13 protein-coding genes are annotated in these 12875 nt (G+C 64.1%); 5 read left to right on the top strand and 8 right to left on the bottom strand.

Features of this window, described 5'->3' with window-relative positions; all coding sequences use genetic code 11:
• Nucleotides 1-210 precede the first annotated feature (210 nt).
• Nucleotides 211-2391: an excinuclease ABC subunit UvrB gene (gene uvrB, locus DM995_RS09205; RefSeq protein ID WP_116969232.1), complete on the bottom strand. Its 2181-nt coding sequence runs from the start codon at nt 2389-2391 to the stop codon at nt 211-213.
• A 136-nt stretch (nt 2392-2527) separates the two neighbouring features.
• On the opposite strand from uvrB, the gene DM995_RS09210 reads away from it, so the two are divergent.
• The 5 genes from DM995_RS09210 (at nt 2528) to DM995_RS09230 (ending at nt 6620) form a co-directional block, all read left to right on the top strand.
• On the top strand, nt 2528-3088 hold the full coding sequence (locus DM995_RS09210; protein ID WP_116969233.1) for a DUF3617 domain-containing protein: 561 nt from the start codon (nt 2528-2530) through the stop codon (nt 3086-3088).
• Nucleotides 3089-3099: 11 nt separating this feature from the next.
• Complete coding sequence (locus tag DM995_RS09215) at nt 3100-4299, top strand: serine hydrolase domain-containing protein (RefSeq protein WP_232824247.1); 1200 nt, start codon at nt 3100-3102, stop codon at nt 4297-4299.
• A gap of 54 nt (nt 4300-4353) precedes the next feature.
• Complete coding sequence (locus DM995_RS09220) at nt 4354-4749, top strand: VOC family protein (protein WP_116970394.1); 396 nt, start codon at nt 4354-4356, stop codon at nt 4747-4749.
• Between the two features lie 184 nt (nt 4750-4933).
• Complete coding sequence (locus DM995_RS09225) at nt 4934-6289, top strand: amidohydrolase (protein WP_198669307.1); 1356 nt, start codon at nt 4934-4936, stop codon at nt 6287-6289.
• Nucleotides 6290-6296: 7 nt separating this feature from the next.
• Nucleotides 6297-6620, top strand: coding sequence for an HNH endonuclease (locus DM995_RS09230; protein ID WP_198669308.1), 324 nt, complete (start codon nt 6297-6299; stop codon nt 6618-6620).
• Between the two features lie 391 nt (nt 6621-7011).
• On the opposite strand, the gene DM995_RS09235 is transcribed toward DM995_RS09230, so the two are convergent.
• From DM995_RS09235 to bchZ, 7 genes are all read right to left on the bottom strand, one after another.
• Entirely contained in the window at nt 7012-7743 is a 732-nt protein-coding gene (locus DM995_RS09235) for a hypothetical protein (RefSeq protein ID WP_116969235.1), read from the bottom strand.
• A gap of 3 nt (nt 7744-7746) precedes the next feature.
• A complete protein-coding gene (gene pufC, locus DM995_RS09240; protein ID WP_116969236.1) occupies nt 7747-8838 on the bottom strand; it encodes a photosynthetic reaction center cytochrome PufC in 1092 nt (363 codons plus the stop codon).
• A 5-nt stretch (nt 8839-8843) separates the two neighbouring features.
• The gene (gene pufM / locus DM995_RS09245; protein WP_116969237.1) at nt 8844-9896 is read right to left on the bottom strand and encodes a photosynthetic reaction center subunit M; all 1053 of its coding nucleotides are present in this window, start codon (nt 9894-9896) and stop codon (nt 8844-8846) included.
• A gap of 14 nt (nt 9897-9910) precedes the next feature.
• Nucleotides 9911-10735, bottom strand: a complete 825-nt coding sequence (gene pufL, locus DM995_RS09250) for a photosynthetic reaction center subunit L (RefSeq protein WP_023839309.1) — start codon at nt 10733-10735, stop codon at nt 9911-9913.
• Nucleotides 10736-10912: 177 nt separating this feature from the next.
• On the bottom strand, nt 10913-11098 hold the full coding sequence (gene pufA / locus DM995_RS09255) for a light-harvesting antenna LH1, alpha subunit (RefSeq protein WP_023839308.1): 186 nt from the start codon (nt 11096-11098) through the stop codon (nt 10913-10915).
• Nucleotides 11099-11113: 15 nt separating this feature from the next.
• On the bottom strand, nt 11114-11326 hold the full coding sequence (gene pufB / locus DM995_RS09260) for a light-harvesting antenna LH1, beta subunit (RefSeq protein ID WP_023839307.1): 213 nt from the start codon (nt 11324-11326) through the stop codon (nt 11114-11116).
• 129 nt (nt 11327-11455) lie between these two features.
• A partial coding sequence (bchZ, locus tag DM995_RS09265) for a chlorophyllide a reductase subunit Z (RefSeq protein WP_116969238.1) occupies nt 11456-12875 on the bottom strand: 1420 nt, incomplete at its 5' end.

Consider the following 12875-nt stretch of genomic DNA (forward strand, 5'->3'; position numbering starts at 1 on the left):
GCTCGACCTCGAGCGTCCTTCAAATGGATAAGCCACTCAATAACCTTTCTATGAGCAGCCACCTCAAAGACCTGTCCTTTATACAGGACAGATAGGGTTTTGTCAATCGATCCATCGTCAGGCTTGGTCATCGGTGTTTCTCCGTAAAGCCAAGCTTATGCGTCATCCCTGATGGTGTCGCCATTGGGCTTTTTCAGCGCCCAAAACCCCTCAAAACTTCCGTTGCGTTTTCCCATAACGCATCTTGCGCGTCCCCGGCTTGCCCTCGGTTGCCCGGCCCCTGGGCGCGGCGACGCGCTGTTCCACTGGCAGCCCCAGCTCTTCCGCCTCCAGCTTGCGGATTTCGTCGCGCAGGCGCCCTGCCTCCTCGAATTCCAGATCGGCGGCGGCGGCGCGCATCTTCTTTTCGAGGTCCTCGATATAGGCGCGCAGGTTATGGCCGACCATATGCGGGCGGTCGTCGACGCCGGTGTCGACCAGCACGCTGTCCTTGCTCGCGACATGCGCGATGATGTCGCCGATATTGCGCTTGATCGTGGTCGGCGTGATGCCGTGCTCGGTATTGTACGCGATCTGCTTCTCGCGGCGCCGGTTGGTCTCGTTGAGCGCGCGCTCCATGCTGCCGGTGATGCGGTCGGCATAGAGGATCACGCGGCCCTCGACATTGCGCGCCGCACGCCCGATCGTCTGGATCAGCGAGGTTTCGGAGCGCAGGAACCCTTCCTTGTCGGCATCAAGGATCGCGACCAGCCCGCATTCGGGAATGTCGAGCCCCTCGCGCAGCAGGTTGATGCCGATCAGCACGTCATAGACACCCATCCGGAGATCGCGGATCAGCTCGATGCGCTCGAGCGTCTCGACGTCCGAGTGCATGTAGCGGACCTTGATCCCCGCCTCGTGCATGTACTCGGTGAGGTCCTCGGCCATGCGCTTGGTGAGCGTGGTGACGAGCGTGCGATAGCCGGCGGCGGCGACCTTCTTGCACTCATTGATCAGGTCGTCGACCTGCTCCTCGACCGGCTTGATCTCGACCGGCGGGTCGATCAGGCCGGTGGGGCGGATGACCTGTTCGGCGAACACGCCGCCGGTCTGTTCCATCTCCCAGTTGCCGGGCGTCGCCGAGACGCTGACCGTCTGCGGGCGCATCGCGTCCCATTCGTTGAAGCGCAGCGGGCGATTGTCGATACAGCTGGGCAGGCGGAAGCCATATTCGGCGAGCGTCAGCTTGCGCCGGTGGTCGCCGCGCGCCATCGCGCCGATCTGCGGCACGGTCTGATGGCTCTCGTCGATGAACAGCAGCGCATTCTCGGGCAGATATTCGAACAGGGTCGGCGGCGGTTCGCCGGGCAGGCGCCCGGTGAGGAAGCGTGAATAGTTCTCGATGCCGGCGCAACTGCCGGTCGCAGCGATCATCTCGAGGTCGAAATTGGTGCGCTGCTCCAGCCTTTGCGCCTCGAGCAGCCGCCCTTCGGCCTCCAGTTCCTTGAGCCGCTCGGTCAGCTCGAAGCGGATCGCGGCCGCGGCCTGCTGCATCGTCGGGCCGGGGGTGACATAGTGCGAGTTCGCATAGACGCGCACTTGCCCCAGCTTCGCGCCGGGCTTGCCGGTCAGCGGATCGAACTCGGCGATCGATTCGACCTCGTCGCCGAAGAACGAGATGCGCCAGGCGACATCCTCGTAATGCGACGGGAAGAGCTCGAGCGTGTCGCCGCGCACGCGGAAATTGCCGCGGGTGAAGCTGGCATCGTTGCGCTTGTACTGCAGCGCGACGAGCTTGCGGATCAGCTCGCGCTGGTCGACGCTCTCGCCCGCCTTGATGTCGAAGATCATCGCCGAATAGGTCTCGACCGAACCGATGCCGTAGATGCACGAGACCGACGCGACGATGATGACATCGTCGCGCTCGAGCAGCGATCGCGTCGCCGAATGCCGCATCCGGTCGATCGCCTCGTTTACGCTCGATTCCTTCTCGATATAGGTGTCCGAGCGCGGCACATAGGCCTCGGGCTGGTAATAGTCGTAATAGCTGACGAAATATTCGACCGCGTTCTCGGGGAAGAAGCTCTTGAACTCGCCATAGAGCTGCGCGGCGAGGATCTTGTTCGGCGCGAGGATCAGCGCGGGTCGCTGCGTCTGCTCGATCACCTGCGCCATGGTGAAGGTCTTGCCCGAACCGGTGACGCCGAGCAGCACCTGGTCGCGGTCCTGTGCCCTGATGCCTTCGACCAGCTCCTTGATCGCGGTCGGCTGGTCGCCCGAAGGGGTATATTCGCTGACCAGCTTGAACCGCCGCCCGCCCTCGGCCTTTTCGGGCCGCTGCGGCTTGTGCGGCACGAACGTGCCATCGGTTTGCGGCTCTTCCAGCCCGCGTCGGATTACCAGTTCGGCCATGGCACGAGATATGCGAAGGCCAAGGCACCGGCGCAAGGGCGGCGATGCGATTGCATTGCGCGGGGCGCGTCTTTAGGGTCGCGAGCCAACAAGGACATGCGGTCGCGCATCCCCGAACCCCCTATGGAGAATCCCGATGAAGATGCAGACTGTTTCGATCCTGGCCCTGCCGCTGCTCGCGCTGGCCGCCTGCAGCGGCGGCGGTGCCGACACGGATGGCGACGGCAAGATCAGCAAGGAAGAGGTCGCCAAGGAAGCCGAATCGATCAAGTTCAGCCCCGGCGAATGGGAGAACAAGGTCGAAATCGTCGATGTGAAGTTCGACGAGAGCAAGCTGCCGCCCGAAGCCAAGGGCATGACCGGCGCGATCGTCAAGCAGATGGTCGGCCAGGTCCAGACCACCAAGAACTGCCTGACCGAGGAACAGGCGAAGAAGCCGGGCGCGGACTTCCTTGCCGGGGCCGAGAATGACGAATGCACCTACAAGAAGTTCAATCTTTCGGGCGGCAAGATCGATGCCGATATCCAGTGCAAGGGCAAGCAGGCCGGGCAGGAAGGCAATATCAAGCTGAGCGGCACTTTCACTTCGAACACCTATGACATGCAGATGGACATGGTGATGAGCTCGCCGGAGACCGGATCGATGACGATGAAGGCGAAGAACAGCGCCAAGCGCATCGGCGAATGCAAGGCCTGATCGCCGAACCCATGATGCCTGTCTCGTCACCCCCGCGCACGCGGGGGTCCCGCTTCCTGGAGCAGCTGTGGCGCAAGAGCGGGATTCCCGCCTTCGCGGGAATGACGGTGCTGGTGGCGATGTTGGCTGCGGCGGCACTCGCCACGCCCGCCCACGCGCAAGCCGATGACAATGTCCGCATCGAGCTGAAATTCGCCGCCGATCGGCTCGATCGCGGCAAGGTCACCGGCCTCGCCCATCGCCCGAGCCTGCGCGAGGCGACGCTCGACGATCCGGTGCGCATCGCCTCGATCTCGAAGCTCGCGGTGGGCGTCGCGGTGATGCGGCTGGTCGACAAGCAGGTGCTCGATCTCGACCGCGACGTGTCGCTCTATCTCGGCTGGCGCGTCGCGCATCCGCAGTTCCCGGCGCAGAAGATCACGCTTCGGCTGCTGCTGTCGCACCAGTCGGGGCTGAAGGACGACGCCGGCTATTTCATCCCGCTCGATGCCAGCCTGGCCGATCTGCTCGCCAGGCCCGAGGCCTGGGATGCCGCGCACGCGCCCGGCGCCTATTTCCGCTATGCCAATGTCAACTTCCCCGTCATCGCAGCGGTGATGGAGGCGGCGAGCGGCAAGCGCTTCGACCGGATCATGGCGGAAGAGGTGTTCGATCCGCTCGCCATCCCCGCCTGCTACAACTGGTCGGGATGCAAGCCGGGCGCGGCCAAGACCGCGATCACGCTCTACAACCCCGATGGCAGCGTGGCGCGCGACGACTGGATCGGCGCACCCGACCAGTGCGCCTATGTGCCCGCGAGCGATGGCCGCTGCGATATCGAACTCTATCCGCCCGGAAAGAACGGTTCGGCCTTCAGCCCGCAAGGCGGCATGCGCATTTCCGCCGGTGGTCTCGCGCGGCTGGGGCAGATGCTGCTCAACGGCGGCGACGGGCTGCTCACCCCGGAGTCCTTCGCCGAACTCACCCGCGCGCAATGGCGCTTCGATGGCAGCAATGGCGATGACGACCGCGGCTATTTCCAGGCCTTCGGGCTTGGCGTGCAGCGGATCGAGAAGCCCGACGGATCGGTCTGGATCGGCCATCCGGGCGAGGCCTATGGCCTGCGCGCCGGGCTATGGGTCAGCCGCGCCTCGGGCGAGGGCGTGGTGCGGATCAGCACTGGAAATGCGGAGGATTACCCGATAGGTCATTGCCTCGACACATGTCCATGATAGGTTGCGAACTGCAACTGGCCTGAGTCGGGCCGGACAAGCAGGAGAGACATGATGATCGGATATGTCACGCTGGGTTCGAACGATCTGGACAAGGCGCGCGCCTTCTATGCCGGGCTGGTCGGCGCACTGGGCGGCAGCGAGCTGATGCGGATGGAGGAGAACGGCTTCACGCTGTTCGGCACCGCCTGGGGCACGCCGGGAATCGCGATCACAAAACCCTATAACGGCGAAGCCGCGACCGCGGGCAACGGTACCATGGTTGCGCTGGCCATGGATGCGCGGTCCAAGGTCGACATGCTCCACGCCAAGGCGCTCGAACTGGGCGGCACCTGCGAAGGCGAACCCGGCCTGCGCGGCCCCGAGGGCGACCAGGCATTCTACGGCGCCTATTTCCGCGACCTTGACGGCAACAAGCTTTGCGCGTTCAAGGTCGGTCCGGCGGATTGATCCCGCCGATTTTTCGCCCTGCATGAATATCGTCACCCCCGCGAAGGCGGGGGTCCCGCTCCCCTTCAACCGTCGTGCACAAGCGGGATTCCCGCTTGTGCGGGAATGACGATAGATTCCGCGATGGCAGGCGCTATAGTCGCGCAAGCGGCGCAGGAACGCCTTGGGGAAAAAGGGGAAATCGATGAACAGAGCAACGGCTTTCGGCCTGATCGGCAGCGCGATGGCGCTCGCGCTCGGCACACCCGCGCACGCGCAGGATGCGCTCGGCAAGGCGGTGGCGAGCGATTATGACGCCAAGCTCGAGAAGCTGTTCCTCGATTTCCACGCCAACCCCGAACTGTCATTCAAGGAAACGCGCACCGCCAAGATCATCGCGGCCGAACTGCGCGCCGCCGGAGCGACGGTGACCGAGGGCGTCGGCGTGACCGGCGTGGTCGGCATCATGAAGAACGGCGACGGCCCGGTGATCATGGTGCGCGCCGATATGGACGGGCTGCCGCTCGCCGAGGATAGCGGCCTGCCTTATGCCTCTAAGGTGAAACAGGTCGATATCGACGGGACCGAAAAGCCGGTGATGCACGCCTGCGGGCACGATACGCACATCACCTCGATGATCGGCACCGCGCGACGCCTCGCCGCGATGAAGGACCAGTGGAAGGGCACGGTCGTCTTCGTCGCGCAGCCGGCGGAAGAGCGCATCGGCGGCGCGGCCAAGATGATGCAGGATGGGCTCTATACCCGCTTCCCCAAGCCCGATTACGCGCTCGCCTTCCACGTGTCCGCCGGAACGCCCGTCGGCAAGATCGAGATCCAGCCGGGGCTCACCGCCTCGTCTTCGGATTCGGTCGACATCACCATTTTCGGCGTCGGCACGCACGGCGCCTATCCGCATATGGGCAAGGACCCGGTCGTGATGGGCGCGGAGATCGTGATGGCGCTGCAGACCCTGGTCTCGCGCGAAATTTCGCCGCTCGAAGCCGGGGTGGTCACCGTCGGCTCGTTCCATTCGGGCTTCAAGCACAACATCATCTCGGACAAGGCCGAGCTGCAGCTTACCGTGCGGTCGAATGACAATGCGGTGCGCCAGAAGCTGCTCGACGGGATCAAGCGCATTGCCGAGAATGTCGGGCGCTTGAACGGCCTGCCCGAGGACAAGCTGCCCCAGGTCAGGGTCGGCTTCGAATCGACCCCGGTGACGGTGAACGACAAGCCGCTGACCGAGCGGATCACGAAGACCTTCGCCAGGCGCTTCGGCGAGGCCGCGCTGCTGACCAGCGAGCCGCAGACCGGCATGGGCGCGGAGGATTTCGCCTATTTCGTCGCGCCCAATACCGATGTGCCGGGCCTGTATTTCAATGTCGGCGGCACGCCACAGGCGGATATCGACGCGGCCAAGGCGGGCAAGATGACGCTGCCCGCGCATCACAGCCCGTTCTTCAAGGTCAAGCCGCGCGAATCGATCACGCTGGCGACTGAGGCGATGGTGACTGCGGTGATCGATCTGCTCGGCCCCGGCAACGGCCCGACCGCGGACTGATCCGGCCATGCCCAAACGCCGCGCCTGGGAAGAGGAAGAGGATGAAGCCGCCGCGCCGCCGCCCGAGCCCTGCTGGCTGTGCGGCCGCGATCTGGGCGAGGTCATCGAATGGCACCATCCGGTGCCCAAGTCGAAGGGCGGCAAGGCGCGCGTCGCGGTCCACCCGATCTGCCACCGCACCATCCACGCGCATTTCACCAATGCCGAGCTGGGGCGGATCGGCGAGGACGTGCAGGCGCTGCGCGACCATCCGGAGATCGCCAAGTTCCTGACCTGGGTCGCAGGCAAGCCTGCGGATTTCAACGCGCCGACGAAGAAGAAGGAGCGATAGGGGGCTGCGGTCCTTTTGAACCAGATGCACCCCTCCCCGCTCAGCCTGAGCCAGTCGAAGGCCCCGCGCTACCGGTCCAGCCCATCAGCCCGCCACCCCCGCGAAGGCGGGGGTCCCGCTTTCTGCGCAGCCGCCGGAGATCAAGCGGGATTCCCGCCTACGCGGGAATGACGAGGAGTCAGTCGGAGCCAGTGGCGCGGGGCCTTCGACAGGCTCAGGCTGAGCGGGGGTGGTTTGCCCCCATTCGAGCAGACACCGCTTACTCCCCCTTGTCGGGCCGGCTGACGCTCCAATACTGCCAGGCGCAGAAGCCGAGCACGAGAATGCCCGACATCAGCATCTCGATGATGCCCAGATTGTTGACGATCCAGTCCTTCATGCGCGCTCTCTCCTAGGCCTGCCGCCGCTGGACGGACCTGGTCGCGCTGCCCGCGCGCGGGCGGTGGGCGAGCGTGTAACGGATGATCAGGCTCACCCCGATGATGCTCGGCACCGCCCAGATCAGGGGGTTGAAAACATGGTCGGGGACCAGCCGGATCAGCCCGACCGAAAGGAAGGCGGTATAGGCCGAGATGCCCATACCGAGCAGCGCGCGAAAATGTTCGGGTACATGCGCGCGCGGCGGCGCGCTGGGCCGCCAGACATAGAAGAGCTGCGTCGCCACGGCGGTCAGCCCGACCAACGCGAGCGCAGCCATCAGCGGCTGGCCGATCGTCAGTCCGTAATAGCCGCACCAGGCGGCCGAGGCGATCACCGCGGCGAACAGCGCAAGATAATGCGGCGCGCGCAGCGCCGCGCGATTGGCGCGGTGGCGGACGACGGCGAGGCCATAGACCGCAAAGCCGATGGTCAGCATGCCGAGATAGAGCATCATCCAGCCGAACAGCCCGTCGAACAGCACCCGATCGGTGATCATCGGCAGCCGCTTTTCCGGCCCGTAGAGCGACAGCAGCGCCATCGCGATGGCAAGGATTCCGGCCCCGATAAAGGCAATAGCCGCCACCCGCCCCCATTTGCGGTGCGCCGCGCCGCCCTTGCGCGAGGCGATCGGCACCCAGAACGCGATCAGCCCGGTCGCCCCGCAGATCACATGGAGGACAACTAGGGCTTCGAACAGATGCATGAGTTAGCCGTTCAAGAAAACAAAATCCTCCCCGAGCTTGTCTCTGGCCGCCGCCGGAGAGACGGCGCCGCCCGGCGCCAGCGTCAGCAGCGCCGGATAGTCCTTGGCCATCTGGGCACCGCCCAGCGGCTTGCGCTGCATCTGGTGGCAGGTGGCGCAATTGGTCTTGTACGGGTCGCCCTGCGGGCCCAGGCGGTTGGCCGGAAACACGCTGGTCAGCGGGTGGATATAGTTTTCGTTGGTTGCCTTGACCATTTGCAGGCCATACCAGGCCAGCGCGCGCTGCGGGCTGCTCTGTTCCCAGCGCGCGAACGAGCGGCTGTTGTGGCAATAGGTGCAGTTGACGCCCAGCGACTGCGACAGGTGCATCATGATGGCATAATTGCCCTCTGCGTCCTTGACGCTCTGCACATTCGCGGTGGTGGGGTGGATGGTCTTGGAAATCAACCGTGCCGGTCCCGACTTGCCGCGCATGTACTTGGCAAAGGTGCCGATCGGCAGCGACGAATAGGCCACCGAGGAAGCCGGCGTGTTCTGGCCGCGCTTGTTGCCCATCAGGCGTCCGTCGCTCGGCGCAGGATCGGTCCAGACATATTTCGGCACGGCGTTGCCCCGGTGGCAGGTATAGCAGGTGACACCGGTCTGCTTGACGTGATCCGAATAGTTCTGGTTGATGTTCTGCGTCATCTGGATCATCCGGCGCGCGACGACCTTGGTATATTTGCTGTCGTCGGCCAGATTTTCGGCATTGTGGCAGTAATTGCACCCGGCCTGTTCGGCCGGCGCATTGGCCGGGACGATCCATTGGGTGATCGCCGCCATGGTATAGTCGAATTCCTCCTGGCTGATGTTCCCGAGGACCTTGACATTCTGGTACACCTCGCTCGCCTTGGGGCCGCTGGGCGCGGGCAGGGCATAAGGTGGCGGCGGCACTTCGCCAGGCGACACGACATTCTGCGGATCGGTGATCTGGACGATCCCCGTCCCGCGATAGCCCGTCTGCTGCGATTGCTTGGGGCCGATCTCGCACGCGGTCAGCGACAGACCGGCTATGGCCAGCGCGGCCATGGCGGACAGTTTCGATAGGGTCAACATGGCTGTCAGTTCCCTTCCACCGGGCCGGGGGCCACGGGCGGAGCGCCCGGGTCCTCAACCATCTGGTTTGGATCAATCACCGCTTCGCTGGGCGGAATGAACGTCGTGCTGGGATCGACCACGCCGGTATCGGGATAGGCCGGGGCAAAATTGTGCTCCTGCGCCCAGAGATACCAGTTGTCGACAACCGTGCCGGTGAGCAGGATGCCGATGCCGCCGGTCAATGTGGTCAGCACGGCAAACCACCAGGCCCAACGGTGGATCGATTCCATGGTGGCGTTGAAGCCCATGGTCCAGCGCCAGAACAGCCCGGCGCGTTCGCTGGCCGTGCCGCGATCATAGATCTGTTCGATCTCGCGTTCGCCACCATAGCGACCCACGGCCAGAATGGTCGCACCGTGCATCGCGAAAAGCAAGGTGGAGCCATAGAGGAAGGCGATCGATAGCGCGTGGAACGGATTGTAGAACAGGTTGCCGTAGCGGATCGAGAAAGCCGCGGTCCAATCGAGATGCGGGAAGATGCCGAAGGGCACCGCTTCCGACCAGCTGCCGAGCAAAAACGGGCGGATCAGACCGAGCACCAGGTACAGCCAGATCGCGCTCGCAAAGGCCCAGGCGATATGCGTGCCCATGCCCAGCGCCCTGGCGCGGAGATAGGTGCGCGCCCACCAGAGCAGGATCGAGGCGGTCAGGAAGAAGCCCGCGATGATCCACCAGCCGCCTTCGGCCAGGGGCACATAGACCGAGAAGCCCCATTCCGGACCCGGCGGTTCGAGCGCCAGCCAGAAGAATTCCTTGAGGAAGCGATTGGGGTTCCAGTTGACCGAAGCCAGCATGTTGAGGCCCATGATCGCGATCGACAGCCCGCCGAACAGCAGCGAGGCGAGACCCAGCTTGCCGAGATAGAGCGGCCCGAGCTGCGCCTGGCCGAGCTTGCCCATCCAGTAGCTATAGGCGGTGACCGGAATGCGCGGTTCGCTGTCGTCCTTGTGCGGCATCCCCATTTCGGGATGCCCGCGCAACTGGACCTGGGTGAAGATATTTTGGTAGCTTGCCATGGTGATTACCCCTCTCACATCCAGATCGGCAGGTTGAGCCACCACGTCCACCATTCGGGCCAGCCGCGGGTCCAGAACGGTCCGGATATGATGATGCACACCGCGCTCCAGAACCCGGCGTTCAGCGCCAGCAGCAGGCCCACGCGGTGGATGCCGAGCGTGCCGACCGAATAGCCGATCAGGTCGCGGAAGAACGTGTCTTCATATTCGGGTGATTTGACTTCCTCCCCCTTGGCCGGGTTGGTGGCCGAAAGGACCAGCGCGCCGTGCATCGAGAGCGCGAGCGTGGTGGTGAAGAAGAACGACACGGCGAGCATGTGCGCCGGGTTGTAGTGGAAGTGGAGATACTGGTAGCCGACGTTCGACACCCAATCGAGATGGCTGAAGATGCCATAGGGGAAGCCATGTCCCCAGGCGCCCAGCAGGAACGGGCGGAACACCACCAGCGTCACATAGGCGAAGATCGCGAAGCCGAAGGCGACGGGCACATGATAGCCCATGCCCAGCTTCCGGCAGATTTCCACCTCGCGCAGCGCCCAGCTGACGAACGCCCCGATCGCGCAGACCGTGATGATCTGCCACAATCCCCCCTCTTTCAGCGGCGCAAGGCCGAGGCCATATTTCAGGTCCGGCGGCGCGATGCTGATCAGCCAGGGGTTCCAGGTTCCGCCCTGCGACGCACCGTAGAAGATGAGCGCAGTGCCAAGCGAGGCGAAGAACAGCGTCGTGATCCCGAAGAAGCCGACATAAAATGGCCCGACCCAGAAATCGAACAGATCCCCGCCGACCAATGTTCCGCCTCTGACGCGATATTTTCTCTCGAAGCTCAAGAGCGCCATTGCCAGACTCCTTCGTTCGCCGCCGCGATGCTGTGCGGCGAGCGTGAATGATTATTCCCCGTATGCGGGGGCTCGTTTGTTCTCATGCATCCAGTGAAAGGGGCGGACCGGTGAAAACCGGTTCCACAGGTCCGCCCTCATCGCCTGGCAAGGCGACACACTGGCATTACCCTTAAGTCAGGGTGTAATCGCCGATGCCGCAGCAACCGCCGCAGGTGCAGCTGCCGGCATAGGGGGCTCCAGCCAGTTGTAGCGATTGGTGCTCAACAGGATGAAGTGGATGAGAAGTGCGAGGACGAACAGGAAGACCGCGAGCGCAGTCAGGATCCTGTTGCCGTCGAATGATTGCCACATTCTATGCATGATCAGGTTTCCTTCTTAGCTGAGCTGAACGTCGGTCACCGGGTCGAGGCTCGATGTCGCTTCATAGCCGGGCGTGCCCGGGAACCAGGGGCGCCATTGCCAAACCAGTACGTGCGCGATGATCGCGACGATGGTGAAGAAAGCGAAACTGGCGACGAAGAGCTTGTGGAACTCCTTCGCCTCGCTTTCTGTGAGGTAGGTCGTGGGACCCATCCCTTCATCTGCCATGAGATATTCTCCTTAGCTTCCAGATTTGGAAGAACGCCGCATGGGCGCCTTCCAGGCGATTATCCGTCAGGGCGAGCCCTGTGCGGATATTGGAGGCCCCGTCCCAAGGCCGATGACTGGACAAGACGCTCACGCGACCTCACCCATATTCTGTGCGACGGCTTCCTCCACCAGCCGCACCTCGGTTACTGAATCTTCGCCTGCACGCCGCGCTGCCCTCTCCGCAGCGTCGCGCAAGGTCTTGGCCGCAGAGATGCGCACCAATACCGGCTGCGCATCGACCAGCCGGTCGAGCCTGGCCTTGGCCTCGTCGGTCCAGGCGAGTTCCCGCTCGATCCTGGCCGGCGTCGCCGCCACCGCATCCATCTGGCTCGACAGCGGCAGGATGTGGAACAGCGCGTCGAACAGCGCATTGCACACTTCCTGCACCAGCCAGGTCGCACCCGAATAGCCCATCACCGGCGTGCCCGTGTGGCGGCGGATCACCGCGCCGGGGAAGCTCGCCGGAATGTACATGCCGCGCGCGCCGCATTCGGCCATGTACATGCGTTCGTTATAGCTGCCGAACATCACCAGCGGCGGGTTGGTGCGGATCGCCTGCCGCACCGCCTCGTTGTCGGGCTTGACCCCCGCCGTGCGGCTGAACGCGAAATTGCACGGCAGCCCCATGTCGTGCTCTAGGAAATTGCGGATGCCGCGCGCATAGGTTTCGTTGGCGTGGATGCCGAAACTTGCGGTGCCGAAGAAATCCTGCGTGACCGAGCGCCACAGATCCCAGAGCGGCTTGATCGTCGTGTGCTTCTCGCGGTCGATGAACGGCTCGGGGTTGAGCCCGGTCAGCTCGCCCAGCTTGCGCAGGAAGAGCGTGGTCGATTCCAGCCCGATCGGCGCCTGCAGATACGGGCGTTCGAGCGTCTCGCACAGGTTGCGGCCGAATTCGCGGTACATGCAGATGTTCACTTCCGCATCGGCCAGCTTCTTCACGTCGGCCAGATGGCTGCCCAGCGGGAAGACCATGTTGAGCTCGCAGCCGATGCCCTCGACCAGCCGCTGGATCTCGGCCAGGTCGCTCGGCATGTTGAACGTGCCGTAGATCGGGCCGATGATGTTGACCTTGGGCTTCACGCCTTCCTTGCGGGGGGCGAGCGGCTTGACCTTCTTGGGGCCGAATTCGGTCCACAGCCAGGTCAGCGCGCGATCGGCGGCCTGCCACTGGTCCTCGTCGATCGTGCGCGGCAGGAAGCGGCGGATATTGGTGCCGTTGGGCGTGACGCCGCCGCCGATCATCTCGGCGATCGATCCGGTGACGACCACGGCGGGAAGATCGGGATCGAGCGTCTGCCATGCACGGCGCATCGCCGCTTCGGTGCCGGTCTTGCCCAGCTCTTCCTCGCCGAGGCCCGTGACCACGATCGGCAGTTCGTGCGGCGGCAGTGCGTCGGTATAATGCAGCACCGAGGTGACCGGCAGGTTTTCGCAGCCCACGGGTCCGTCGATGATGACCTGCAGGCCCTTGATCGCGGTGAACGCATAGACCGCGCCCCAGTAA

The sequence above is a fragment of the Blastomonas sp. UPD001 genome (genome assembly GCF_003426715.1).
Taxonomy (GTDB): Bacteria; Pseudomonadota; Alphaproteobacteria; order Sphingomonadales; family Sphingomonadaceae; genus Blastomonas.